The organism is Frigoribacterium sp. Leaf415 (genome assembly GCF_001424645.1).
Lineage (GTDB): Bacteria > Actinomycetota > Actinomycetes > Actinomycetales > Microbacteriaceae > Frigoribacterium.
In genome coordinates this window covers 2,904,326-2,930,100 of the sequence record NZ_LMQR01000001.1, presented here as the reverse complement: position 1 = coordinate 2,930,100, position 25,775 = coordinate 2,904,326, and the positions used below count along the sequence as shown (strand labels likewise).

The 25,775-nt window shown below is 73.3% G+C and carries 22 protein-coding genes; 12 read left to right on the top strand and 10 right to left on the bottom strand.

What is annotated here, in order from left to right; translation table 11 throughout:
- Positions 1-123 precede the first annotated feature (123 nt).
- Positions 124-801: an SDR family NAD(P)-dependent oxidoreductase gene (locus ASG28_RS13565; RefSeq protein ID WP_055976084.1), complete on the top strand. Its 678-nt coding sequence runs from the start codon at positions 124-126 to the stop codon at positions 799-801.
- A gap of 237 nt (positions 802-1,038) precedes the next feature.
- Here the strand turns inward: ASG28_RS13565 and ASG28_RS13560 are convergent, their stop codons facing one another.
- The gene (locus ASG28_RS13560) at positions 1,039-1,974 is read right to left on the bottom strand and encodes an FAD-binding oxidoreductase (RefSeq protein ID WP_235477803.1); all 936 of its coding nucleotides are present in this window, start codon (positions 1,972-1,974) and stop codon (positions 1,039-1,041) included.
- Positions 1,971-2,549 (bottom strand): molybdopterin-dependent oxidoreductase, encoded by a 579-nt coding sequence (locus ASG28_RS13555; protein WP_054145060.1) that lies wholly within the window; start codon positions 2,547-2,549, stop codon positions 1,971-1,973. Before ASG28_RS13555 ends, ASG28_RS13560 begins: the two co-directional genes overlap by 4 nt.
- 175 nt (positions 2,550-2,724) lie before the next feature.
- On the opposite strand from ASG28_RS13555, the gene ASG28_RS13550 reads away from it, so the two are divergent.
- The 4 genes from ASG28_RS13550 (at position 2,725) to ASG28_RS13535 (ending at position 6,498) form a co-directional block, all read left to right on the top strand.
- Positions 2,725-3,345, top strand: a complete 621-nt coding sequence (locus ASG28_RS13550) for a superoxide dismutase (protein ID WP_055976080.1) — start codon at positions 2,725-2,727, stop codon at positions 3,343-3,345.
- Positions 3,346-3,512: 167 nt separating this feature from the next.
- Positions 3,513-4,772: a sensor histidine kinase gene (locus tag ASG28_RS13545; RefSeq protein WP_055976078.1), complete on the top strand. Its 1,260-nt coding sequence runs from the start codon at positions 3,513-3,515 to the stop codon at positions 4,770-4,772.
- Positions 4,769-5,506: a response regulator gene (locus tag ASG28_RS13540; RefSeq protein WP_055976076.1), complete on the top strand. Its 738-nt coding sequence runs from the start codon at positions 4,769-4,771 to the stop codon at positions 5,504-5,506. The genes ASG28_RS13545 and ASG28_RS13540 overlap by 4 nt, the downstream gene beginning before the upstream one ends.
- Complete coding sequence (locus tag ASG28_RS13535; protein WP_055976073.1) at positions 5,503-6,498, top strand: hypothetical protein; 996 nt, start codon at positions 5,503-5,505, stop codon at positions 6,496-6,498. Before ASG28_RS13540 ends, ASG28_RS13535 begins: the two co-directional genes overlap by 4 nt.
- A 44-nt stretch (positions 6,499-6,542) precedes the next feature.
- Here ASG28_RS13535 and ASG28_RS13530 read toward each other — a convergent pair whose 3' ends face one another.
- Both ASG28_RS13530 and ASG28_RS13525 read right to left on the bottom strand, forming a co-directional pair.
- Positions 6,543-7,220 (bottom strand): ScbR family autoregulator-binding transcription factor, encoded by a 678-nt coding sequence (locus ASG28_RS13530; RefSeq protein ID WP_055976070.1) that lies wholly within the window; start codon positions 7,218-7,220, stop codon positions 6,543-6,545.
- A 316-nt stretch (positions 7,221-7,536) separates the two neighbouring features.
- Entirely contained in the window at positions 7,537-8,487 is a 951-nt protein-coding gene (locus ASG28_RS13525) for an EamA family transporter (RefSeq protein ID WP_055976067.1), read from the bottom strand.
- 71 nt (positions 8,488-8,558) lie between these two features.
- On the opposite strand from ASG28_RS13525, the gene ASG28_RS13520 reads away from it, so the two are divergent.
- Positions 8,559-9,491: a LysR family transcriptional regulator gene (locus ASG28_RS13520; protein WP_055976064.1), complete on the top strand. Its 933-nt coding sequence runs from the start codon at positions 8,559-8,561 to the stop codon at positions 9,489-9,491.
- A gap of 96 nt (positions 9,492-9,587) precedes the next feature.
- On the opposite strand, the gene ASG28_RS13515 is transcribed toward ASG28_RS13520, so the two are convergent.
- Positions 9,588-10,898, bottom strand: coding sequence for a peptidoglycan DD-metalloendopeptidase family protein (locus ASG28_RS13515; RefSeq protein WP_055976060.1), 1,311 nt, complete (start codon positions 10,896-10,898; stop codon positions 9,588-9,590).
- A 347-nt stretch (positions 10,899-11,245) separates the two neighbouring features.
- Between ASG28_RS13515 and ASG28_RS13510 the strand changes: the two genes are divergently transcribed.
- Positions 11,246-12,316, top strand: coding sequence for a glycoside hydrolase family 6 protein (locus ASG28_RS13510; protein ID WP_055976058.1), 1,071 nt, complete (start codon positions 11,246-11,248; stop codon positions 12,314-12,316).
- Positions 12,317-12,326: 10 nt separating this feature from the next.
- Here the strand turns inward: ASG28_RS13510 and ASG28_RS13505 are convergent, their stop codons facing one another.
- Complete coding sequence (locus tag ASG28_RS13505) at positions 12,327-12,833, bottom strand: MerR family transcriptional regulator (protein WP_157485745.1); 507 nt, start codon at positions 12,831-12,833, stop codon at positions 12,327-12,329.
- A 100-nt stretch (positions 12,834-12,933) separates the two neighbouring features.
- Between ASG28_RS13505 and ASG28_RS13500 the strand changes: the two genes are divergently transcribed.
- A complete protein-coding gene (locus ASG28_RS13500) occupies positions 12,934-14,583 on the top strand; it encodes a SulP family inorganic anion transporter (protein ID WP_055976051.1) in 1,650 nt (549 codons plus the stop codon).
- Between the two features lie 658 nt (positions 14,584-15,241).
- Here the strand turns inward: ASG28_RS13500 and ASG28_RS13495 are convergent.
- Positions 15,242-16,423, bottom strand: coding sequence for a C40 family peptidase (locus ASG28_RS13495; protein ID WP_157485743.1), 1,182 nt, complete (start codon positions 16,421-16,423; stop codon positions 15,242-15,244).
- Positions 16,424-16,528: 105 nt separating this feature from the next.
- On the bottom strand, positions 16,529-17,182 hold the full coding sequence (locus ASG28_RS13490) for a J-domain-containing protein (protein WP_082454669.1): 654 nt from the start codon (positions 17,180-17,182) through the stop codon (positions 16,529-16,531).
- Between the two features lie 219 nt (positions 17,183-17,401).
- Between ASG28_RS13490 and ASG28_RS13485 the strand changes: the two genes are divergently transcribed.
- Entirely contained in the window at positions 17,402-17,818 is a 417-nt protein-coding gene (locus ASG28_RS13485; protein WP_055976045.1) for a hypothetical protein, read from the top strand.
- 197 nt (positions 17,819-18,015) lie between these two features.
- On the opposite strand, the gene ASG28_RS13480 is transcribed toward ASG28_RS13485, so the two are convergent.
- Positions 18,016-18,507 (bottom strand): hypothetical protein, encoded by a 492-nt coding sequence (locus ASG28_RS13480; RefSeq protein WP_055976042.1) that lies wholly within the window; start codon positions 18,505-18,507, stop codon positions 18,016-18,018.
- A 506-nt stretch (positions 18,508-19,013) separates the two neighbouring features.
- Between ASG28_RS13480 and ASG28_RS13475 the strand changes: the two genes are divergently transcribed.
- A complete protein-coding gene (locus ASG28_RS13475; protein WP_055977670.1) occupies positions 19,014-20,672 on the top strand; it encodes an ATP-binding cassette domain-containing protein in 1,659 nt (552 codons plus the stop codon).
- A gap of 579 nt (positions 20,673-21,251) precedes the next feature.
- Complete coding sequence (locus ASG28_RS13470) at positions 21,252-22,529, top strand: BMP family lipoprotein (protein WP_082454668.1); 1,278 nt, start codon at positions 21,252-21,254, stop codon at positions 22,527-22,529.
- 141 nt (positions 22,530-22,670) lie between these two features.
- Here the strand turns inward: ASG28_RS13470 and ASG28_RS13465 are convergent, their stop codons facing one another.
- Positions 22,671-24,758 (bottom strand): transketolase family protein, encoded by a 2,088-nt coding sequence (locus tag ASG28_RS13465; RefSeq protein WP_055976040.1) that lies wholly within the window; start codon positions 24,756-24,758, stop codon positions 22,671-22,673.
- A 244-nt stretch (positions 24,759-25,002) separates the two neighbouring features.
- On the opposite strand from ASG28_RS13465, the gene ASG28_RS13460 reads away from it, so the two are divergent.
- Positions 25,003-25,734, top strand: a complete 732-nt coding sequence (locus tag ASG28_RS13460) for a GntR family transcriptional regulator (RefSeq protein WP_043596597.1) — start codon at positions 25,003-25,005, stop codon at positions 25,732-25,734.
- Positions 25,735-25,775 lie beyond the last annotated feature (41 nt).

Here is a 25,775-nt window from a genome sequence, read left to right as displayed (position 1 = left end):
ACGGCCCGGGGGGGCAGGGCGGGCGGGCGCGAGCGAGCAGGAGGCGCGGGGCGAGGCGACCACACGGCCTGCGTACCCCTCTGGCTGGGTGCCGACCCGCGCCTCCTCGGTTGGATGGGGTGCATGACGACACTCGCGATCATCGGAGCAGGCAAGGGGCTCGGCGCTGCCGTGGCCCGACGATTCGGCGCGGAGGGCTTCAGCGTCGCGCTCATCTCACGGCACCAGGGCCGGCTCGACGCCCTCGCGGCCGAGCTCGAGGCCGACGGTGTCACCGCGCAGGGCTTCACCGCCGACGTGCGCGACCCGGCGAGCATCGCGGCCGCGCTCGAGCAGGCGACCGAGCAGCTCGGGCCGATCCAGGTGATGCAGTACAGCCCGCTGCCGCAGAAAGACTTCATGCGCCCGGTGCTCGAGACCATGCCCGCCGACCTGGTCGGTCCGGTCGAGTTCTCGATCTACGGGCCGGTCGCGGCGGTGCACCAGGTGCTGCCCGGCATGCGGTTCCTGCCCGACGGTGGCGGCACCATCCTCTTCGTCAACGGCGGCTCGGCCGTCACGCCCGGCGCGAAGGTCACCGGCACCTCCATCGCCTTCGCGGGGCTCACCGCCTATGCGCAGCTGCTCCACGACGAGCTCGTCGGCGAGGGCATCCACGTCGGTCAGCTGATCATCCCCGGCGGCATCGAGCCCGAGAGCAGCGACAAGAGCCCGGAGGCGCTGGCCGAGCTGCTCTGGCAACAGCACGTCACGCGCGGTGACTTCCGCACCACGGCGCCCGAGAAGGGCACGCCCGCCTGAGATCTGGCGCTCGGGCGGAGGGCTGGCACCTCCGCCGGACGCTCATGAACCCCGTTTCGAACGATGCACCCGTTTTCTTCTGGGTTCATCGTTCGGAACGGGGTTCTTCGCTGATCCGGCACGTACCGGATCAGCGTGGACCCGGATCAGCACAGCGCCGTACCGGATCAGCACAGCGCGGGCCCGGGTCAGTAGAGATCCCGGGTCAGCGCAGGCCCGGGTCAGCAGTGCGCAGGCTCAGACGCCGCCGAAACGCTCGGTGCGGACGCGGGTCGGCGCGTGCCCGAGCTCGACCAGCCACCCGGCGACGACCTCGACGAACGAGTTCGCACCGCAGAGGTAGACGAGCGGGTGCTCGGATGCGGGCAGCACGAGCGACTCGAGCTCGACGCGGGTCAGCCGTCCGGCCGGCCGCTCATGCCCGTCGGGCGCGACCCGGCTGTAGACCCAGTCGATCGTCAGCCCGGCCGTCGGCGGCCCCTCGGTGGCCGAGAACGCTACAACAGGGGACGAGGAGGCGCGTGCGGCTTCGTCGAGCTCCGCCACGTACCACCGCGAACCCGGGTCGCGCACCGAGGCGAGCAGCCGCATCGGGGGTGCGTCCCGGCCTCGTGCCCGCACCATCGCCATCAGAGGTGCGACGCCCGACCCCCCGCCGATCAACTGCACGGGGGCCGACGTCGGCGGAGTCGCCCCCTCGGGCTCGGGCAGCACCGCGTGCACGGCCGACTCGGGTTCGAACTCGGTCGGCGGCCAGACGAACCAACCGCCGATCGGGCCGCGCACCTCGATCGGGTCGCCCGGTTCGGCCGCGTCGACCAGGTAGGGCGAGACCTCGCCGTCGTCGAGGCGCTCGACGGTGACCTCGATCTGCGGGACCGGACCCGCGCCTCCTGCGCCTCGCGCTCCGTCGGAGGCCCGGACGTCGCTCAGCGAGTACGACCGCACGGCCGTGTAGCCGTCGTCGGCGGTCAGGCGCAGGTCGACGTGCTGGCCGGCTCGCGCGGGGCGGAGTCCGGGCACCGCGAGGGTCAGCGAGCGGGCTCGGGGCGTCTGCGCGACCGACGACACGATCGTGGCGGGCAGCCAGGCGTACGGGTCACCCGCGGGGTCGGCCCGGTCGGAGCCACCGGCCCCGTCGGACCCACCGGCCCCGGCGACGGGCTCGCTCACGCGTACCGTTCTTCCTTCCACGGGTCGCCGTGGGGGTGGTAGCCCATGCTCTCCCAGAAGCCGCGGCGGTCGGTGGCCATGGTCTGGATGCCCTGCAACCACTTCGCGCTCTTCCAGAAGTAGAGCCCGGGCACGAAGAGTCGCGCGGGCCCGCCGTGCTCGGCGTGCAACGGCTGCCCCTCGTAGGTGTCGACCACCCAGGCCTTGCCTCCCAGCAGCTCGCTGAGCGGCAGGTTGGTCGTGTACCCGCCGTGGCTGGTCGCCATCGCGAACTCGTGCGTGGTCTCGAGGCCGTCGAAGAGGGTGTCGAGCGAGACGCCTCGCCAGTGCGTGCCGAGCTTCGACCAGCTCGTGACGCAGTGGATGTCGGTCTCGATCGCCTCGTGCGGAAGCGCCTGGAAGTCGGCCCAGCTCAGCGAGCGCTGCCCGGTCTCGGTCGCGACCTGGAGCTCCCACCGCTTGATGTTCGGCGTGGGGCCGGCCGAGAGGACCGGGAACCCGCTCTCGAGGTACTGCCCCGGGGGCAGTCGGGGGTCGGCCGCGCGCCGCCTGCCGAAGCCGGTGAATCCTGCCATGGTGCGCCTCCTCGGGGTGGGGCGGGGTCGTTCGCCGGTTCGTCCCGCGCCCGTCAGCCTACGCACGACCCCCGACGTCGCATGGCCCCGAGGCTGCGTCCGCGCTGGGAGAACGTTGACCCCGGCATGGGTGGAGGTCGTACGGTGGATGCAGGTCAATTCGAAAGGACCCCACATGGCTGAGTACACCCTGCCCGATCTGCCCTACGACTACTCCGCTCTGGCGCCGCACATCAGCGCGAAGATCATGGAGCTGCACCACTCGAAGCACCACAACACGTACGTCACCGGCGCGAACACGGCCAACGCCGCCCTCGCCGAAGCCCGCTCGACGGGTGACCTGGCGAACGTCAACAAGCTCGAGAAGGACCTCGCCTTCAACCTCGGCGGCCACGTCAACCACTCGATCTTCTGGACGAACCTGACCCCCGAGACCAGCGAGCCCACCGGCGACCTGCTCGAGGCCATCGGCCGCGACTTCGGCGACCTCGAGAAGTTCAAGGCCCACTTCACCGCCACCGCGCTCGGTGTGCAGGGCTCCGGGTGGTCGGTGCTCGCCTACGACGTGCTCGGTCAGCGCCTCAGCGTCTTCCAGCTCTTCGACCAGCAGGGCAACGTGCCGTTCGGCCTCGTCCCCCTGCTGATGCTCGACGTCTGGGAGCACGCCTACTACCTCGACTACCAGAACGTGCGCGCCGACTACGTCAAGGCCTTCTGGAACATCGTCAACTGGAGCAACGTCGAGGCCCGCCTCGCCGCCGCGACGACCAAGACCGACGGTCTGATCACGCTCTAGTCGCTCCACCCGCACCACGCCGACGGCGCGTCCCCACCCGGGGGCGCGCCGTCGCTGCGTGGCCGGGGGCCCGACGGCTCGTCCCCACCGCCGGCGCGTTCGTCCTGAAGGATGAAAACCCGCAGGAGGCGCGCGCGGCCCGACGACGACGCCTTACGGTCGTCGACATGGACACCATCCCCGACGACCTGCGCACCTGGGTGCCGCGCCTCGCGGCCCCCGTCGCCGCCGCGGTCTTCGTGCTGCTGTGGACGATCGCCGAGGCCGGCCGGGGCGACCTCGTCGAGAACGTCGTCGTGTTCGGCCTCTTCGGCCTCGCCGTCGGCCTCGCGGTCTGGATGCCGTGGACCTCGATCGGCCTGACGGTGGCGATCCCGGCCCTGCAGCTCGCCGGCTGGGTGCAGCCCCCGACGGACACCACGTGGCCCACGTACCTGGCCATCGCGTTCGTGGCGTTCTTCGCCGCGTTCGCCCGGTCGGTCGCCGTGCGGCTGGTCGCGCTGGCCGCCGCCGGCCTGGCCTCAGGGCTCGCCGCGATCGCGATGGCCGTGCCCACCCTCGCACGGCCGTACGTCTGGTCGTCGTGGGTGGGCGGCGGCCAGGGCACGAAGACCGACGTGATCACCCTGGCGGCCTCGCTCTTCGGTGCCGCGGCCGCGGCCTGGGCCGTCGGCATCTTCCTGTCGAGCGTGCTGCGGGTGCGCCGCATCGGGCAGGTGCTCGAGCGCACCGAGACGCGCTTCCACGAGACGGACTTCGAGTTGCGCCTCGCCCACGACCGAGCCCGCATCTCGCGGGACGTGCACGACGCCCTCGCCCACTCGCTCGCGGTGGTCGTGTCGCAGGCGCAGGGCGCCCTCGCCCTGTCGGCGACCCGTCCCGAGGTCGTCGAGCAGGCGCTACGCACGATCGCCGACGTCGGCCGCACCTCCTTGGTCGACGTGCGACACCTGGTCGAGCGCATCCAGCAGGACGCCGACGACGCGACGCCCCGCGAGACCCTCGCCGACCTCGACCGGCTGGCGACGACGATGCGCGACGTCGGCATGACCGTGACCCTGCGGCACCTCGGTGACGCCGCCGAGCTGTTGCCCTCGCAGGAGTTGGCGGTCTTCCGCATCGTGCAGGAGAGCCTGACCAACGCACTCAAGCACTCAGGCTCGTCGAGCACCGTCGACGTCGCGCTCGACTGGCGCGGCCCCGGGCTCGCGCTGCTCGTGACGTCGTCGGGTGACGACCCGCTCGTCGCCTCACGCCGCGGCACGGGCCGAGGCACCGGCATCGCCAGCATGACCGAACGGGCCCGGCTCGCCGGTGGCTGGCTGACGGCCGAGCTCGGCGACGACGGTGTCTTCGTCGTCACCGCGTTCCTGCCCACTCCCGAACCGATCGGACTCCTGCAGTCCTGGACGGAGCAACCCGCATGACCGACGTGACGACCGCGACGACGCGCACCGCGCCTCCTGCCCTCGTGCGGGTGGTCGTCGTCGACGACCAGCCGCTCTTCGCTTCGGGGCTGCAGATGCTGATCGAGGCGCAGTCCGACCTCGTCTGTGTGGGCACGGCCGTCGACGGGGCCGCCGGCGTCGCCCTGGTCGAGCGCGAGCGACCCGACGTCGTGCTGATGGACCTCCGCATGCCCGTGATGAACGGCCTCGAAGCCACCACGCGCATCGTCGCGGCGGCCGGCACCGACCCCGACTCGACCCCGCGCGTCGTGGCCCTGACCACGATCCAGCGCGACGAGGCCGTGTTCAGCGCGTTGAAGGCCGGGGCCTACGCGTTCCTGACGAAGGACGCGACGCCCGACGAGGTGTTGACGACGATCCGCGCGGCGGCGGCCGGCGAACCGGTGCCGACCGCGGCCGCCGCGCTCGACGTCGTGCACGCGTTCGCCGTGCCGACCCCGTCACCGAAGCGGCGGAGCGAACCGCTCGAGGTGCTCTCACCCCGCGAGCGCGAGATCTTCCTGCTCGTGGCGCGGGGCCTGAGCAACGCCGAGATCGCCGAGAGCGCGTGGCTGAGCGAGGCGACGGTCAAGAGCCACGTCCGGGCGGTGCTGCAGAAGCTCGGCATGCGCAACCGGGTCCAGATCGTCGTCTTCGCCTACGAGAACGACCTCGTGGGCCCGGCCCGCGACGACGAGGGGGGATCGCGATGACCGACGAGAAGAGCTCTCCGACCCGCAGCGTTCCGTCCGGCAGCGTTCCGCCCGGCAGCGTTCCGTCCGGCAGCGTCTCGCCCCGACAGCGGCGGGCGAAGCGCATCACGCTGGTCGCCGTGGTCGCGGTGGTCGCCGGCGTCGTCGCCTACGGCATCCCCGCCAATGCCGCGTACGCCCTGCCCGACCTACCGGCGAAGGACGTCGACGCGTGGACGATGCCGCTCGACCGGTACGTGCCGGTCGGCGAGACCTCGTCGGCCTACGCGTTGCTCCTCGTGGCCCAGCAGTGCATGGTGGGCGCGGGCTACGACGACTACGTGGTGCCCTGGCGGGACGTCGCGGCGGGCGACCGGGCGGGCGAGCTGTCGACGAACGGTTCGCTCCGCCTGCGGGCCTTCGACCTGGCGACGGCCGAGACCCGGGGCTACCACGCCGCCTCGGTGATCGACGCGGGGGCCGCGGCCTGGTCGGAGTTCTCGGCGCAGCCCTGGACCACCGGCAGATCCGACCGGTTCGACACCTGCGTCCAGCGCGCCCGCAAGACCGTGCCGTCCATGGACGACTACTACGACCGGACCCAGTCACTCGTGCGCCTCAACAACGCGGCGTTCGACGGGGCTCGCGACGACCCGACGGTGACCGCGACCTGGGACGACTGGCGCGGGTGCATGCAGGACGCCCGGGTGGGCGACGTGGCCTCCGACCCGTCGGGCATGCCGACCCTCGAGATGGTCGACCGGTTCGAGACGCTCGACTCGAGCACGTCGCCGACCGACGACGAGATCGAGATCGCGACGGCCGACGCCCGCTGCCGCGAGTCCTCCGGCTACCGCGACGCCCTCTACGAGGCCGAGTGGCAGCGCCAGCTCACCGTGCCCCATGACGACGGTGAGCTCCTGGCCCAGATCGACACCGCGGCCCTCGCGGCCGACAACGCCACGATCCGGCAGGTGCTGACGGAGCTCACCCCGCCGCGGCCGTCGTCCTGACCGGCCCCCTCCTTGAGGGGACTGGAAAACCGGTCGGCCAGTATCTAATCTGGATGCACAGAGGACACGTCGAGGGACGGGGGCACGACCGACGGCCTGATCAGCGGGGGCAACGAGCTGGTCAGGCCTTCGTGCCCGGGGGCCACGACGGTGGGCAGCACGAACGCCCACATGTCGCGCAGCCGGTCGAAGAGGTCGGCGCGGCCGGTCAGTGCCTGCGACACGATGTGCACGCCGGCGTACGACCCGACGACGAACCGGGCGACGCTCTCGACGTCGGTGTCGGCACGGAAGTCCCCGTCGGCGACCGCCCGCTCGACGAGTCCCGAGATCTGGGCCTGCCAGTCGAGGTACGGGTGCTCGACCCGGAGCTCGCGGCTCGGCGACTGGGTGGTCAGGCGGATGCCCGCCGTCACGAGCACCTCGGTGGTCAGCTGCGTCGCGAGCGACGCGCACGAGAGCATGAGCGCCTCGGCACCGCTGCCCGCGGTCTCGGACACCTGGTCGGCGTAGGCCCGCGAGAGGGCGTGCTGCTCGGCGATGACCGCGTTCGCGAGGTCGGCCTTCGAGCGGAAGTGGAAATAGAGCGCACCCTTGGTCACCTTGGCGGTCTCGGCGACGAGGTCGAGCGAGGCGTCGCTGTAGCCGTGCTCGTCGAAGACGACGGCGGCCCCTCGGATGATGGCGGCGCGGGTCGCCTGGGCGCGTTTCTGCTGGGGCATCGGGTGGGTCTCTCCTGCGGGTCGACACGGCGCCCTGCGAGGCACCGCACGGCCGTCCCCCGTCGACCGCTGCACACGTTACCGGGACGACCTGCGCCCTCCGACAGCTGCCGGGGTACGCGTGGTGAAGCGTTTCGGGGTACGACTGACCGGTCCGCCTGCCGCCCAGCCTGCGCCGAGGTGTTCCCACTGGTCGAGATGTCACGACTTGCCGCTCACGTTCGAACGTGAGCGGCAAGTCGTGACATCTCGACCCCCAGCCGGGCAGGAGGGGCGGGGCAGGAGCGGCGGGGCGGGGCAGGAGGGGCGGGTCGAGTCAGCGGGGAGGGGTGGCCTCGGGGACGGGGGCCGGTGCGGGCGGGGCGACCCGCGCCTCCTCGGGGTCGCCGTCGCCGGCGCGGGCCCTCGGCACGCGGCTGGCGTAGAGCACACCGCCGACCACCGCGACGCCGGCGACGAGCTCGACCAGGTCGGGCACCTCGCCGAACGCCAGCCACGAGGCCAGCACGCCGACCACGGGCACGAGCATCGAGAACGGTGCGACGGTGGCCGAGGGGTAGACCGAGAGCAGGCGCGTCCAGATGCCGTAGCCCACGACCGAGGCGATCAGCACGAGGTAGAGCAGGCAGAGCACCGACGGCAGCGCCTCGAGCGTGAAGACCGTGCCGAGGCTCTCACCGATGCGCTCGGGGCCCTCGACGACGAACGACAGGGCGAGCATCGGCACCGGCGCGACGATCGACATCCACAGCGTCAGGTGCATCGGGTTCGGTGGGGCGGCCCGTCGCACGGCCACGTTGCCGATCGCCCAGCCGAGCGCACCGCACAGCGTCAGCACGACGGGCAGCAGCGCCGCGACCTGCGACCGGTGCCCCGCGATGACGACGAGCCCCACGACGGCGATGCCGATGCCGATCGCCTGCCGACGGGTGATGCGTTCCCGGAGCCAGAAGCCGGCGATCACGACCGTGAACGGCGCCGACGCCTGTAACACGAGCGAGGCGAGACCCGAGGGCATGCCCGCCGCGATGCCGAGGTAGAGGAAGGCGAACTGCAGCATGCCGAGGGTGGCCCCCACGAGCAGGAGGCGCGACCACGGGATCGCCGGACGCGGCACCAGCAGCACGGTCGGCACCGCGAGCAACGTGAAGCGCAGCGCCACGAGCAGGAACGGCGGGAAGTGCTCGAGGGCGATCGCCGTCACGGGGAAGTTGATGCCCCAGCAGACGGCGACGACGAGGGCGAGGAGGCGGTCACGGACGGTCACGTCTCCATCGTGGCGTGCCGGACCGTTCAGGACCAGCGCAGATCGCCGCGTGCACTTTGTAGGCTGCCTTCATGGACCTGTCCCATCTCGACCTGCTGCGGGAACTCGCCGACCGCGGCAGCGTCACCGCCGTCGCGGCCGCCACCCACCGCTCGCCCAGCGCCGTGTCGCAGCAGCTGAAGACGCTCCAGCGCCAGCTCGGGGTCGAGCTCGTCAGTCGCGCCGGCCGGGGCGTCGTGCTGACCGACGAGGGCCACGCGCTGGCCCGGGCGTCGGTCGGGGTCGCGACCGCGGTGGCCGAGGCCGAGGCGGCGTTCGACGCCGTCCGCGGAGGCACGGGCGGCGTGGTGCGGGTGTCGATGTTCGCCTCGGCGGCCGAACTGTTGCTGCCCGGGCTGTTGCACCGCATGAGGTCGCACCCGGGCGTCGAGCTCGACGTGGCCGACCGGGACGTCTCGGAGGACGAGTTCGCCCCGCTGACGGCCGACTTCGACGTGGTGCTCGCCCACCGTTCGGACGGCGTGCTGCCGCCGGGCCGGGGGTCGACGACCGTCGTGTCGTTGCTGCGCGAACCGCTCGAGGTCGCCCTGCCCCTCGGTCACCGCCTGGCCGACCGCGGACGCGTGGCCGTCGACGACGTCATCCGCGAGCCGTGGATCGGGGTGCCCGAGGGCTACCCGATCGACCGCGTGCTGGTGTCGATGGCCCTGCAGTCGGGCGTCGCGCCCGAGGTCGTCCACCGCACGGTGCACCTGCCGCTGATCGAGAACCTCGTCGCCGCCGGGCACGGGGTGGCACTCGTGCCCCGCCACACGTCGGCCTCGCGGGCGCCCGGCCGGTTCCACCTGGCGACGCTCGAGAACGTGCGGGCCGGGCGGCACCTCGAGGCGCTGATGCGACCCGACCGCGCGGCCCGCCCGGCCGTCCGCACCGTGGTCGACGAGATCCGGGCCGAAGCCGCCTCGATCCAGGTGCACGACGACCTGGCGGGCGCGTCCGACTAGCGCGCGACGGCGGGCGAGTTCGGCGGAGACGGTCGGATGCGGACGCCCGGAACCGCCGAACACGCCCGCCTCACGGCAGCCGACGCCCGACAGTCGTCAGCGCACGCCCTTCGTCGCGAGGAAGGCCACGGGGTCGGTCGCGACCCCACCCTGCCGCACCTCGAGGTGCAGGTGGCAGCCGGTCGAGCCGCCCGAGGTGCCGACCCCGGCGATGTTCTGGCCGGCCTGGACCTGCTGGCCGACCGAGACGTAGATGCCGTTGCGCTCCATGTGGGCGTAGGCGCTGCTGACACCGCCGCCGTGATCGACGACGATCAGGTTGCCGTAGCCGCTCGACGGCCCCGCGTAGCTGACGCGACCGGCCGAGACCGAGTAGATCGGCGTGCCGCAGGCCGCACCGAAGTCGGCGCCCGCGTGCAACTTGTACTCGCCCGTGATCGGGTGGACGCGGTAGCCGTAGGGCTGGTACGAGCTGTACGAGCGGATGGCCGTGACCCACCCGGTGCCCGGGTCGGGCACCGTGACGCCCGGTCCCGGGCCGCCCGTGCCGGGTGCCACGGGACCCGTGCCGCCACCCGCGGCCGGGGCGGGGCGGGCTGCCGCGGAGGCGGCGGCCGCAGCGGCCGCCTGCGCCTGGGCGTAGGCCTGCTCGAGCGTCATGCGGTCGTCTTCGAGCAGGGCGACCTGCGCGGCGAGGGTGGCCTTCTCGTCGTCGACGGCGGCCAGGTCGGCCTCGGCCGTCACGCTGGCCGCGGCCGCGTCGTCGAGCGCGGTCTGGGCGTCGGCCGCGAGCCGGTCGCGCTCGGCGAGTGCCACGGCGGCCTGGTCGGCCAACGAGGTCGCGAGATTGTCGGCGGCCTGGGCCCGTTCGCGGAGCCGCCCGATGTTCTCGCCGAGCTTGCTCGACAGGCTCAGCCCCTTGAGCACCTCTTGCGCGCCGTCGCCGGCCGCGAGGAGGTCGCCCACCATGCCCCCGCTGCCGGGGCGGGCCATCAACGCGGCGGCCTGGCCGACGACCTGACGTGCGGAGTCGGCGGTCTCGCGGGCCTCGGCCCGACGCGTCTCGAGCTGCTCGTGCCGGGCCGTGGCCTCGTCAACGGCCGCCTGGGCCTCGCCCAGCACGCGACCGGCCTCGTCGGCCGCGGTGCGGGCGGCGTCGGCACGGGCCGACGCGGCCTCGAGCGCGGTCTGCAGGTCGGCGAGGGCCTTCTTCTTGGCCGACTCGTCGTCGCGAGCGGCGAGGACGGCCTGCCAGGTCGGGGCGGCCGCGGTCGCCCGCTCGGGGAGGAGGAGCGCTGCCAGCAGGGCCAGCGTGAGGAGGCCGGCGACGACCGGCGTGCGACGGAGCTGACCGGAGGAGGGAACGGGGCGGAGCGAGGAGGGAACGGGGCGGACCGAGTGGTGCATGACTCTCTGTCTGTCTGGTGCGCACGACCCGTCCGGTGAGGCCGGGGGTGCGCCGTGGTGCAGGGGCGTCCGCGCTCGGGCCTCGCGGACCACCCACACTACCGAGTGGGCCGGGTCGGAACCGGCGCGGTCACGCGGCACCGCGCCTCCTCGGGGTGGTCGACGCCGTGGGGAGGAGACGTCGACGCGGCGGCGACCCGGGCGCCGGTCCCGGCGGCGATCCCGGCGCCCGCGAGGTACGGCCGTGTCCCCCTTTCGGCCCCTGTGCCCGCCGCCGCATCCGTGGTCGACTGGTCCCTTCCACCACCGTCGGGGCAGCATCCCCGCTTGCGCCGAGAGAGGCGCAGATGGCATCGTCCCGACCGGCCCGGACCACCCTCGGCCTGCTCGCCGCGGCCACCGTCGTCCTGCTGACCGCGTGCTCGTCGGGTGACACCACCCGTCCGACGCCGACCGACGGGTCGGCCACGCCGAGTCCGACCCCGACGTCGCAGGCGACCCGGGTGACGCCCGAGACGATCCGCACGGCTCCGTCCGGCACGGTCTTCCACGGCGGCATCGCGCTCGAACCGAACTCGCTGGCGGTGCGGGCCGAGGCGACGCTGAGCGCCGACGGCGAGACGGACGCCGCCCGGGCCGCGGCCCTGATCGCCGAGCGTCCCGTCGCGATGTGGATCGGCGACGGCTACGACGACGCGCAGCTCGTGAAGGTCATCACCGACTACCTCGCCGCCGCCGAGGAGCAGGGTGCGACGCCGGTGTTCGTCACGTACGCGATCCCCGACCGGGACTGCGGCAACTACTCGGCCGGCGGCCTGTCCGTCGAGCGCTATCCCGCCTGGAACGCGACCGTCGCGGCCACCCTCGCCGGGCACCGGGCCGTCGTCATCGTCGAGCCCGACTCGCTCGGCATGCTGAGCCGGTGCCCGCAGGTGGCCGACACGCGCCTCCCGTTGCTGAGGCAGGCCGTCGCCGACTTCGCGGCGGCCGGCGTGCCCGCCTACCTCGACGGCGGCAACTCGCACTGGGTGCAGCCCGAGGTGATGGCGGAGCGGCTGGAGGCGGCGGGCATCGACCAGGCCCGGGGCTTCTTCACCAACGTCGCGGGCTTCTACCCCGTGGGCGACGAACAGCCCTACGCCGAGGAGGTCGCCGCGATGACGGGCGGCAGCCGCTACGTGATCGACGTGTCACGCAACGGCCGCGGCTGGAAGGGGACCTGGTGCAACCCGGAGGACGTCGGCCTCGGCCAAGACCCTCGCGTGGTGTCCGACGACGGCCGCCTCGACGCCCTGCTCTGGGTCAAGACGCCGGGCATCAGCGACGGCACCTGCAACGACGGACCCCCGGCCGGCGAGTGGTACCCGTCGTACGCCGAGATGCTCGTCGACCGCCGCCCCGAGTGGGCGCGCGACTGACCCGCGGCGCTCAGCGCAGGCGGGCGCGCAGCAGCTCGAGGAACTCGTCGGCCATCGCGAGCTGACGCTCGAGCTTCGCGCGACGCTCGACGGTCTCGTCGACGAACGCCGCCAAGGAGGCGCGGGTCGCCTGGTCGCGCCCGTCACCCTCGTCGCCCGCTCCGGCCTCGCCCGCCGGCCCGGCGTCGTCACCCGCCCCGGCCGCGTCACCCGCCCCGGCCGCGTCACCCGCCCCGGCCGCGTCACCCGCCCCGGCCGCGTTGCCCGCCCCGCGGTCGAGCGCGTCGACGACCCGCAGCAGCTCGGCCATCTCGTCGAGGCTGAACCCCAGCGGCTTCATGCGCCGGATCACCATGAGCCGCAGATAGTCGTCGTGGGTGTAGAGCCGGAACCCGCCCTCGCTCCGGCCCGACGGCGTCAGCAGACCGACCTCGTCGTAGTGGCGGATCGTGCGCAGCGACATCTCGGTGCGGTCGGCGAGCTCGCCGATCTGCATCGTGGCGGTCTCGTCGGGCATGGGGTCTCGTTTCATCTCTACCCTCACGTAAGGGTAGGGTTGCATCGTACGGCAGTGTCGCCGACTCCCCCATTCTTCCGCACACCCCCAGGAGTCCCCCGTGACCACTGCCCCCGACTCCGACCGCGCGCGCCCTGAACCCGCCGCGCGGTCGGTCCGCCCCGCCCGCCCCGCCGACACGGTGCTGTCCGTGTTGCGCGACCCGCGCCTCCTGACCCGCGAGGCCCTGGCCGGCGTCGTCACGACGCTCGCCCTCGTGCCCGAGGTCATCTCGTTCTCGGTGATCGCCGGGGTCGACCCGATGGTCAGCCTCGTCGCGTCGATCGTGCTGGCGCTCGTCATGTCGGTGCTCGGCGGCCGGCCGGCGATGGTCACCGCTGCCGCCGGGTCGGTCGCCCTCGTGATCGCGCCGCTGGTGCGCGAGCACGGCACCGACTACGTGCTGCCGACGGTCGTCCTGGCCGGGCTCGTGCAGCTCGCCTTCGGGCTCGCCGGTCTCGCCCGGCTGATGCGGTTCATCCCCCGCTCGGTCATGATCGGCTTCGTCAACGCGCTCGGCGTGCTGATCTTCGTGGCGCAGGTGCCGCACATCATCGACCAGCCGTGGGTCGTGTACCCGCTGTTCGCCCTGACCATCGCGATCGTCGTGCTGTTGCCGAAGGTGACGAAGGCCGTGCCGGCGCCGCTGGTCGCCATCGTCGTCGTGACGGTCATCGCCGTGGCCGCCCGCCTCGACGTGCACACCGTCGGCGACGAGGGACCGATGGGCGGCGGCCTGCCCGGCCTGACCCCGTGGCTCGCCCCGTTCACGCTCGAGACGCTGCAGATCATCTGGCCCACCGCCCTCAGCGTCGCCTTCGTCGGCCTGATGGAGACCCTGCTGACCGCCAAGCTCGTCGACGACCTCACCGAGACCCCGTCGCACAAGGGCAAGGAGTCCTGGGCGCTCGGCGTCGCGAACATCGCGGCCGGCTTCTACGGCGGCATCGCCGGCTGCGCCATGATCGGTCAGACGGTCGTCAACGTGAAGATCGGACGGGCCCGCACCCGGGTCTCGACGATCGCGGCCGGGCTCTTCCTGCTGCTGCTCGTCACCGGGCTGAGCGCCGTGATGTCGGCGATCCCGATGGTGGCGCTGGCCGCCGTCATGATGATCGTCGCGATCACCACGGTCGACTGGCACTCGCTGAAGCCGTCGACCCTGCGGCGCATGCCGGTGCCCGAGACACTCGTCATGGTGGTCACGGTGGCCGTGGTCGTCGCCACGAACAACCTCGCCCTCGGCGTCGCGGTCGGCGTGCTGCTCGCGATGGTGCTGTTCGCGCGTCGGGTGGCCCACGTGATCACGGTCGAGCGGCACGTGACGCCGGGCGCCGTGGCAGGCACCGGCACCGGCACCGGCGCCCTCGGCGAGACGTCGGACGCCTCGGACGTCTCGAACGTCTCTTACGCAGGAGGCGCGGGTGCGGTCGCCGGGTCTGCCCCGGCCCCCGAGACGGTGCGGTACGACGTCATCGGCCCCCTCTTCTTCGGCAGCAGCAACGACCTCGTCGAGCACTTCTCCTACGGAGACGACCCCGAGGCCGTCACCGTCGACCTGTCCCGCGCCCAGGTGTGGGACGCGTCGAGCGTCGCGGCCCTCGACTCGGTCGACGAGAAGTTCCGGGCGCACGGCGTGACGGCGACGTTCGTCGGGCTGGACGACCGCAGCGAGGCGTTCCACGGCCGCCTCACCGGCCGCCTCGGGTAGCGCGTCGTCCCGGAGTCGCGACCCGCGCCTCCTGGTCCTGCCCCCCACCCGCCTGCCTGCCTGCCTGCCTGCCGTCCCCGCCCCCGCCCCGGTGTGCAAATCGCGACAACCGGGGCCGGACGAACGGCCCCGGACGAACATGAGCGGCGCGGCGCCGGCCGGTGGTCGGGTTCGGCACGCGAGATGGCTCGTCACAGGTCGCGAATTGCACACGCGGCGCGGTGCCGACGCGCCGGAAGGCGGACCTGCCAGAAGGCGGACCCCGGGAGGCGCGGATCACCACCCGAGGACGACGACACCCCGGAGGCGCGGGTCACCACATCAGGACGACCACACCCCGGAGGCGCGGGTCACCACATCAGGACGACCACACCCCGGAGGCGCAGGTCACCACCGCAGGATGACCACACCTCGGAGGCGCGAGTCACCACCGCAGGACGACGACACCCGGAGGCGCGGATCACCACCGCAGAATGACCGCACCCCGGAGGCGCAGGTCACCACCCGAGGACGGCGACCCCTGAGGTGAGGATCGTCAACGCAGGACGACGACCCCTGAAGTGAGGATCATCAACGCAGCACGATGACCCCCCGGAGGCGCAGGTCGTCAGCTCAGGGCGCGCGTCGTCCTGACGCGACCGAACCCCGAGGCCCCGGCTCAGCCGTCGATGCGGACGAAGTGGTGCGCCTGGTTCCAGATCGGGCGGACGTCGACGAAGCCGCCGGGCTTCGGGGCGTCGAGGATCATCCCGTTGCCGGCGTAGATGCCGTCGTGGGCCAGGTTGTCGAACACGACGAGGTCGCCGGGCACCGCCTCGGACTCGGGGATGGTGCGCCCCTCGGTGTTCTGCGTCGGCACGTAGTGGGTCAGCTTGATGCCGAACTGCGCGTAGACGAAGGTGATCAGGCCCGAGCAGTCGAACTTCGAGGGGTCTTCGCCGCCGTGCACGTACGGCGTGCCGATGTACTGCAGCGCGACGGCGAGCACCTGGTCGCGGTCGAGTTCGGGGTAGAGCGGGTTCGCGAGGTAGTCGGCCGTGGTCGGCCCCTCGTAGGTCGTGTTCGCCGCGGCCTTGCGGTTCTGGAGGTTCTGCGTCACGACGTCGATCATCGACGTGGCCGAGTAGGCGTCGCGGGCGGTCTCGTCGGACTCGTCGGTCAGCGACGCGGTGTCGACCGACAGCGTCTGCGATCCGAGCGACGACCGCGCCGACTCACCCGCGGCGACGGCCTGGGCCTCGTCACCGGTAGTCGCGAGCAGAGGCAGCACGCCGCTGGCGGCGAAGCCGACGATCGCGGTGACGATGGAGAGCTTCTTCACGGCGGTGCCGACGCTGCGCGCCGCTCCGGCACGACCGGCGACACCACGGGTCGGCGACACGGGACGAGCGGCCACGACCGCGGCACGGCGGGCCCGACGCGAGGGACGGGCAGGCGCGGGGTGAGCGGCGACCGAGGAGGCGCGGGCGGCGACCGCAGGACGAGCGGCCTCGGTCGCGGCGGACTCCTCGAGACCGAGCAGCGGGCTGGTCTGGACCGGAGCCTCGGCGCGGCGGGGACGGACGCGCGGGGCGACCGCGGCCTCGGCGGCACCGACGAGGGCGGCGCACTCGACGAAGGACTCGCGGTGCGAGGTGGGCAACACGTCGCGGCGGGCACGGCGTTCGCGACGCTCGAGGGCCAGTCGGGCCGAACGCTCACCGAGCGGACGAACGCCGTCGTGACCAGCGGGGTTCTGACCAACACGGTCGTGACCAGCGGGGTTCTGACCAACACCGTCGGCGTGACCAGCCGTCGCGCCACCCTGATCCGGAGAGGTCGGGGAGGCGGGCTTCGTCACGCGTGCGGTCCTCTCGTCTGGGGGTGGTGCGAACACTCGACCCTAGCGCGCATCATCCTCGAGGTGTAGTTGTCGTCGGAAAAAGATCACGAATCGGTCACGGGATCATGCGGGTGATCGATCGTCGGGTGAGTGCGGGTCACCCTGCCCGGACGGTGGGCCCGGCACCCCGCGACGCCGCTTGAGCTCGCGCCGCAGCGCACGTCTCTCACGCCAACTCGGGGGCGGGGGTGGCACGGCCGCGGCCTCGGCGGCTCGTCGCGCCTGACGCCGCTCGTGCCAGAGCAGCACCTCGCCGTCGACGTCCCGCGTGGGTGTCACGACCGGCGGGCCGCCGGACAGCTGGCGCCTCGCCTCGACGATGCGCGCGTTGAAGTCCTCGAGGTGAGACCGCACGGCGGCCTCGGAGCGCAGCCGGTCGAGCTCGGCGTGCAGCCCGGTGCTCTCGGCCCGCAACGACAGGGCCGGAGGCGCGAGCCCGGTGAGTCCTTCGCGCTCGATCAGACCGCGCAGCCACCAGTCGGGGTCGACCGTGCCCCCGGCCAGGCCGGGCAGCGGCTTGCCGGCGAGCGGCAGGTCGTCGAACTCGCCGCGGGCGATCGCCAGGTCGATGGCGGTGCGGGCCCAGGCCCGCATCTCGGCGGCCGTGCGGGTGTCGCGGGGCGCGTCGTCGCTCGGCACGTCGCCGTCGACCCGGTAGCGGGCCGCGTCGACGCGGTGGTCGCGACCCTGCGGTCGTCGTTCGGGTTCTCGGTCCATGCGCCGCGCCTCCTGCGCTCGTCGTCGGACGGCGGGCGGTGCCCGGCCGTCGCCCCTGCTCGTTCGTGCTCTGCTCGCCCGGGCACTGCTCGTCCGGGCACTGCTCGTCCGGGCACTGCTCGTTCGTGCTCTGCGGGTTCGTGGCGTCGAGGGTACGCCGCACCACCGACGGTGGCCGGGCCTACCCTGGAGGCCCCGCCCGCCGCTCGAGGAGGCCCGATGCGCGACGCCGCCCCACCCGCCCCCCGCACGATCTCGGCGGCGTACGTCCTGTGGATCGTCGTCGTCGTCCTGGGTGTCGTCGGCGCCGTCCTGCTGATGCTTTTCGGCGGGCCGGCGCGGGTGTCGACGTCCGGTGGGGCCCTGGCGAACCCGCGCGGGGCCGACATCGCCGGCGGGGTGTTCGCGATCGTGGTCGCCCTGGTGCAGCTCGCGGTCGTGCGGTCGATGCGCGACGGGCGCCGCTGGGCGCGCACCGTGCTGCTCGTGCTGACCATCCTGCAGGTGCTGGGCGGTGTGAGCGGGGCGAGCGGCGGCGGGGTGCTCGAGTGGGCGTCCGTGATCTGCGCGCTGATCGCCACCTTGCTGATGCTGGTGCCGTCGTCGACGGCGTTCTTCGAGCGGCACACCCGCTAGTCGCTCGCCCGGCGCGCACGCTGGCGACGTCCGCGCTGCGGGACACCCCGAGAAGGCGCGGATCGCGAGGCCGGGAGGCGCCGATCGCGAGGTCAGGAGGCGCGGGTCGCCGGGCCAAGGGGCCTGGGTCGCCAGGTCAGGAGGCGCGGGTCGCCAGGCCAGGAGGCGCGGGTCGCCGGGCCGGGAGGCGCGGGCCGTCAGACCGAGCGGCCCCGTCCCCGGGCGCGCAGCACGTCGACGACGACCGCGCCGACGACGGCCCCGGCACCGAGCAGGGCGAGCACGGAGCTCGACCGGACGAAGTCCGAGCGGCGACCGCGGGGCAGGCGCCCGGCGGCGAGGTCGTGGAGCAACTGGCCGGACGCCGCGAGGCAGGCCGACTCGGCCTCGGCGTCGTGCAGGGACCAGTCGGGCACCGACACGTCACCGATCACGCTGACGTCACCGTCGTCGGCGTCGAACCAGACGTCAACGGGTGCCCGCCGCGGGCCCGTGACCGTCAGGACGCGCGTCTGCCAGCCGACGCGGCGCAGGGTCGTGCCCGGCACCTCGTCGCCGACCCACGAGTGGACGACCCGCAGGCGCCCGCTCTCCTCGGCGGCGGCCAGGTCGAGCGCCCGTCGCAGCCGATCGACGAACGGCGGACGCTCGGGTTCGGGCAACGAGATGGTCGGCAGGCCTCGGTACATGCCGACAGTGTGCCCCGCCCGCCTGGACGCCGCCGCACCCGTCGGCCCGTCGCACGACGCCAGGATGTGGGCACGACGCCATGACTAGTTCTGGCGCCATGTCCATCTCCTGGCGCCGTGTCCATCTCCTGGCGGCGAGCGCAGGAGGCGCGGGTCGGCCGGCACCCGCCCCTTGCGGACCGGCGTGGGCACGACCTACCGTGGCGGGGTACCCCGTCGCGAGAGCAGGCACCGGTGCGGCCGACACACCGGCCGGTCGACGGCCTTCGCGGACACGGGGGCCCACCGCACAGAAGGCAGAGCGTTGCGTCTCATCACCGGTACTGCGCCCCTCGCGCAGCAGTCGCCCTCGCACTGACGCCACACCCTCCCGCCCCGTGAACCGGGCGCCGCCTCGCTCGAGGCGCCGCGCCTCCTGCCGGGTCGTTCCCCCGTCGCAGCCGACCTCCGTCGCCGGCGAGGGACGGGTGGTCGTCGTGCTCCGACACCATCCACCGGGAGCCCTCGTGCCCACCATCACCACGCCCTCCATCGTCCTGTCCGACCTCTCGTTCTCCTGGCCCGACGGCTCGGGGGTGATCGACCACCTGTCGACCGCGTTCGGCCGTGGCCGCACCGGCCTCGTCGGCGCGAACGGCGCGGGCAAGTCCACGCTCGTCCGGCTCGTCACCGGCGACCTCGTCCCCACCGGCGGACGTCTCACGACCACCGGCGAGGTCGACCTGCTGCCGCAACGGCTGCGGTCCCGCGCCGACGACACCGTGGCCGACCTGCTGGGGGTCGGCCCGCGCCTCCTCGCCTTGCGGGCGATCCTCGCCGGCGACGCGACCGAACGGCAGTTCGAGCTGCTCGCCGACGTCTGGGACGTCGAGTCGCGCGCCGCCGCGGCCCTCGCCGACGTCGGGCTGGGCCACCTCGACGGCGGCGGCAGCAGCCGCAGCCGCACCAGCACCGGCACCGGCACCGGCAGCGGCAGCGGCAGCGGCAGCGGCAGCACCGTCCTCGACCGCCCGGTGTCGACGTTGTCCGGAGGGCAGGCCGTGCTCGTCGCGATCGCCGGCGTGCGCTTGCGGGGTCGGCCGATCGCCGTGTTCGACGAGCCCTCGAACGACCTCGACCGACGATCGCGCGGCCTGCTGCTCGACGTGGTCGACCGCTGGCGGGGGACGCTCGTCGTCGTCAGCCACGACCGCGAGCTGCTCGAGCACGTCGACGAGATCGCCGAGCTGCGCGGCGGTTCGATGACCGTGTTCGGCGGGACCTGGTCGGCCTACGAGCAGCAGCTCGCGGTGCTGCAGGCCGCGGCCGAGCGCGACGTCCGGGCCGCCGAGCAGGTGTTCAAGGCCGAGCGGAGGCAGCGCATCGAGGCCGAGACGACCATCGCGCGGCGGGCCAAGGCGGGAGCCAAGGCCGGCGAGTCGATGCCGAAGATCATGGCGAACCAGCTGCGCGGCCAGGCCGAGGCGACGGCTGGCTCGCTGCGCAAGGCGCACGCGTCGTCCGAGCAGGAGGCGCGGGTCGCGGTCGACACCGCCGAACGCCGTCTGCGTCGTGACGACACGATCGTGGTCGACCTGCCGGACCCGGCGGTCCCGGCGTCCCGGCGCCTCGCCGAGCTGACGGTGCGGGGACGCACCGTGGTCGTCCAGGGGGTGGAGCGCATCGCCGTCGTCGGCGACAACGGTTCGGGCAAGACGACGCTGCTCGAGCAGCTCGTCGGTGCGCCGGACGCGCGGCCGCATCCGCTGCCCGACACGCACGCCGTCGCCCTGACCGGTCGCGTCGCCCACCTCGGGCAGAAGAAGGACTCGCTCGACGACGGACTCACGGTGCTCGACAACGTCCGGAGGGCTGCACCGGCCGTTCCTCCGCGCGAGGTGCGTAACCGTCTCGCGCGGTTCCTCATCCGGGGAGACATCGTGGACCGGCTCGGCGGGACACTCTCGGGCGGTGAGCGGTTCCGGGTCGCGCTGGCCGGGCTGCTGCTCGCCGACCCGCCGCCCGAACTGCTGGTGCTCGACGAGCCGACGAACGACCTCGACATGGCGAGCACCGACCACCTGCTCCAGGCGTTGCGCGGCTACCGCGGGGCGCTCGTGATCGTCAGCCACGACGAGGCCTTCCTCGAGCGGCTCGGGCTCGACGCCCGGGTCGAGGTCCGCTGAGGCGGCGCCGCCGCCGGGCCGGGCGCCCGCCAGTCCGCCAGCCCGCCAGTCCGCCACGAACTAAACACCCCGCCACGAGAATAAGTGGCGGCATGTCTACTTCGTGGCGGCGAGAGCAGGAGGCGCGGGTCGGGGCGCCGACGGAGCCCGCCCCCGTCACACGGCGCCAGGAAGTGGTCACGACACCACGACTAGTCCTGGCGCTGTGACCATCTCCTGGCGGGGAGCGCGGGAGGCGCGGCCAGCGGGGAACGCAGGAAGCGCGGCGCGGGCCGGACGGGCGAACGCAGGAGGCGCGGGTCGGGCCGCCGACGGAGCCCGCCAGCCCGCCGCACGACGCCAGGAAGTGGTCATGACGCCACGACTAGTCCTGGCGCTGTGACCATCTCCTGGCGGGGAACACAGGAGGCGCGGCGCGAGCCGGACGGGCGAGCACAGGAGGAGCGGGTCGGGCCGCCGACGCAGCCCGACCCCGTCACACGCTTGGCACGGAGGCCCGCAGGCAGTTGACTGTGTCCACCCGCCCGGCCCGCACCGCCGGCAACCCCACAGCACACCCGTTCCCGGAGGTCCCGCCTCATGTCCGTCCACCCCTCGCGCCCCGCCACACCCGCACGCCTCGCCGACCCCGCTCACCCCGCCGCGTCCGCGCGCCTCGCCGACCCCGCGCGCCCCGCCGCGTCCGCGCGCCCCGCCGCGTCCGCGCGCTCCGCAGCACCCGCAGCACCCGCACCCCGCCCGAGCACCCGCCTCGGGGCCGCCCGCGCCGGGAGCCGCTCGTCGTCCCGACTTCGCCACCCGCGCCTCCTCGGGGTCGCCGGCGGCCTCGCCGGTCTCGCGCTGCTGGCCGGCTGTGCCAGCGCCCCGTCCGACACGGCCGCCTCGGGCAGCGCCGGCGCGGGCGAGAACTGCGCCCGCATGGTGACGAACTCCGGCGGGCTCGACGACCGCTCGTTCAACCAGTCGAGCTGGGCCGGGCTGCAGAAGGCCGAGAAAGACGACGGCATCCAGGCCCGCGTCCTCGTCTCGACGACCGAGAACGACCTGGCCCCGAACGTCGCGCAGGCCGTCGACTCGGGCTGCGGCTTCGTGCTGACGGTCGGCTACGAGCTCGCCCCCGCCACCGAGGAGCAGGCGAAGGCCAACCCCGACATCGACTTCGCCATCGTCGACGAGACCGTCGAGGCCCCGAACGTCAAGCCGATCCTGTTCGACACGGCGCAGGCCTCGTACCTCGCCGGCTACCTCGCGGCGGGCGTGAGCAAGACGGGCAAGGTCGCGACCTTCGGCGGCGGCAACCAGCCCCCGGTCACCCTGTTCATGGACGGCTTCGCGGACGGCGTCGACGCCTACAACGCCGCGCACGGCACGAGCGTGCAGCTGCTCGGCTGGTCGAAGGAGGCGCAGGACGGCTCGTTCACCGGCGACTTCGAGGACGTCAACAAGGGCAAGCAGCTCGCCCAGGCGTTGATCGACCAGGGTGCCGACGTGATCATGCCGGTCGCCGGGCAGGTCGGCGAGGGGGCGGCGTCGGCGGCACTCGCCACGGGCGACGTCGACGTGATCTGGGTCGACAACGACGGCTACGACACGTTGCCGGCCGAGTACCGCCCGATCGTGCTGACCAGCGTCATCAAGGACACCGAGAAGGCCGTCCAGCAGATCGCGGTCTCGTCGACCGACGACTCGTTCACCAACGAGCCCTACGTCGGCACGCTCGACAACGGCGGCGTCGGCCTCGCACCGTTCCACGACCTGGCGTCGTCGGTCAGCCCCGAGCTGTCGGCCGAGCTCGACGCCCTGCGCGACCAGATCGCCAGCGGCGCCGTCACGGTCACCTCGCCCAGCCAGCCGTAGGCCGAAAGACAGCCCAGGCCCCGGGAGGCGCGGTGCGCGAGATGCCGCGCCGCGCCTCCTGAAGGCGGGCGAGTTCGCGGGACCCGGGCGTTCCTGAGCGCCCGTCGACGCCGAACTCGCCCGTTCCGGCGTCGGACCAGCTCAGGCCGTCGCGGCCCGGGAGGCAGCGGCGCGGCCGACCCCGGCCCGGGCGGTCGCAGCGCGCACCGCGGCGACGACACGGTCGGTCGTCATGCCGCGCTCGCGCAGCGCGTCCGCCGCGGGGGCCGACAGGCCGAACTCGTCGATGCCGACGATGACCCCGTCGGGACCGGCGACGCCCTCCCAGCCGAAGCTCGCGGCGGCCTCGACGACGACCCGGGCCGACACGGCGCGGGGCAGCACCTGCTCGCGGTACTCGGCGGACTCGGCGTCGAACCACTCGCGGCAGGGCATCGACACGACGCGCACGGCGAGGTCGTCGATCTGCGCGACGGCCTCGAGCACGAGGGCGACCTCGCTGCCCGTGGCGACGACGACCACGTCGGGCGTGCCGCCGTCTGCGCCGTCCTGCACGACGTAGGCCCCGCGGCGCACGCCCGCCGCCACCACGTCGGCCGGGGTCGCCGCGACCGGCAGCGGCTGGCGGGCCAGCACGAGACCCGCCGGACCGTCCTTCTCGAGGATCGCCAGCCACGCCGCAGCGGTCTCGGCGCCGTCGGCCGGGCGCACCACCGAGAACCCGGGCATCGCCCGCAGGCTCGCCAGGTGCTCGATCGGCTGGTGGGTCGGCCCGTCGGCGCCGAGGGCGACCGAGTCGTGCGACCAGAGGTAGGTGACCGGCAGCTGCATGAGCGCGGCCAGCCGGATCGCCGGGCGCTGGTAGTCGCTGAAGACGAGGAACGTCCCGGCGAAGAACCGTGAGCCCTCGACGAGGGCGATGCCGTTCATGGCCGAGGCCATCGCACCCTCGCGCACGCCCCAGTGGACGTTGCGACCGGCGCGGCCGGTGCCGGGGGCCTCCTCGGGGAGGTACGACGCGCCTCCTGCGATCGCCGTGCGGTTGGGCTCGGCGAGGTCGGCCGAGCCGCCCCACAGCTCGGGCAGCGCCTCGGCGAGCGCCTGGATGACCTTGCCCGACGCGTCGCGGGTGGCGAGCGTGTCGCCGGGAGAGAAGACGGGGAGGCGCGACCCGAGGTCCGCGGGCAGGGTGCATGACCGCGAGCGGCGCAGTTCGGTGGCGGCCGCGGGGTGGGCGAGCTCCCAGGCGTCGGCGGCGACCTGCCAGGCCTCGCGGGCGGCCCGGCCGCGCTCGAGCACGGAACGGGTGTGGGCGAGCACGGCGTCGTCGACGATGAAGGGCTCGGAGTCGACGCCGAGCTCGACCCGGGTGGCGGCGACCTCGGCGGCTCCGAGCGGGGCGCCGTGCGAGGCCGAGGTGTTGCGGGCGTTCGGGGCGGGCCAGGCGATCTGCGACTTGAGCACGACGAGGTGGGGGCGGTCGCCGCGGCGGTCGGTGGTCGAGAGCACCTCGTCGAGGGCCTCGACGTCGACGTCGCCGTCCGAGGCGAGTCCGACGTGGTCGACGCGCCAGCCCTGCGCGGCGAACCGGGCGCCGACGTTCTCGCTCGAGGTGAGGCTCGTGTCGCCCTCGATCTGGATGTCATTGTCGTCGTAGATCACCGTGAGGTTGCCGAGCCGGTGCCGCCCGGCGAGCGCGCCGGCCTCGTACGAGAGGCCCTCCTGCAGGTCGCCGTCGGACGCGAGCACGAAGACCCGGCGGTCGAAGACTGACTCGCCGGGGGCGGCGTCGGGATCGTTGACGGCCCGCTCGTGCAGCATCGCCATCGCCATGCCGACGGCCGTGGCGAGGCCCTGCCCGAGCGGCCCGGTCGTGGTCTCGACGCCGGGGGTGTGGCCGAGCTCGGGGTGGCCGGGGGTGCGCGACCCGAACGACCGGAACGCCCGGAGGTCGTCGAGCGACACGTCGTAGCCGGTGAGGAAGAGCTGCGTGTAGAGCAGGACGCTCGCGTGCCCGCAGCTCAGGACGAACCGGTCGCGGCCGGCCCAGTCGGGTGCCTGCGGGTCGTGCCGCAGGTGCTTCTGGAAGAGGAGGTGCGCGACGGGGGCCAGCGCGGCCGCCGTCCCCGGGTGGCCGGACCCGGCACGCTCGACGGCGTCGAGGGCGAGCAGGCGGGCGGTGGTGACGGCGGCGTGGTCGAGAGGGGCCTGGTTGAGAGCATGGGTCACGTGTGGGGCTCCGGTTCGAGGAGGGGCGGGCTGGTCTCCGACGACCGTAGCGTGAGTCATCAGGACGTCATGATGAATCAAGACGACTGTCGACTTGCACCGGCGGTCGCCGAGACGTAATCTCGTCGAAGTCATCATGACGACTTGACGACTTGACGACCTGATGACTCGACGATGTGTCGACTTCGGTCGGGCACCACCCACTTCAGCACCACCCACTTCAGCAACGGCGCGGAGGCACCAGATGAGCACCACGAGCGGCACGAGCAAGTACGTGGCCGTGCGCGAGCACCTGCTGTCCCGAATCCAGAAGCTCGAGCCCGGGTCGCAGCTGCCCGCCGAGCCCGTGCTCTGCGACGAGTACGGCGTCAGCCGCATCACGTTGCGGCACGCGGTCGACGGCCTGATCGCCGACGGCCACCTGGTGCGCGAGCACGGCCGGGGCACCTTCGTCACCGAGCCGCAGTACCGCCTGCACTACCGCGAGCGCTTCGCCGACGAGGTCAAGGGCTTCCACGCACAGCAGACGGGTGAGGGCTTCGCGGTCAGCACCCGTGTGCTCGACCAGAAGGTCGTCCGGGCCGGCGAGACCGTGGCGAGCCACCTCGACATCAACTCGGCCGACGAGGTCGTCGAGCTCACCCGCCTGCGCTTCGTCAACGGCTCGCTGCACCACCTCGTCGTGACCTGGCTGCCGTACGCGCTGTTCCCCGAGACGGCGACCGTCGACTTCACCGACGGCTCGCTCTACGGGCACCTCGACCGCGAGCACGGCGTGACGCTCGCCCGGCAGGACCTGCTGGTCTCGCTCGACGGCGCGAGCACCCTCCACGCCGACGAGCTCGACGTCCCCCTCGGGACGACCCTGCTGAAGATCGCCTCGACCGTGTTCGACGGCGACGAGCGGGCCGTCGCCTACGGGACCAGCCACTTCACCCCGCAGAACAGCGAGATCTTCTTCGGCCTGCACGGCTGACCGACCGGACGCTCCTCGTCCGCCGAGCCGCGCCTCCTGAA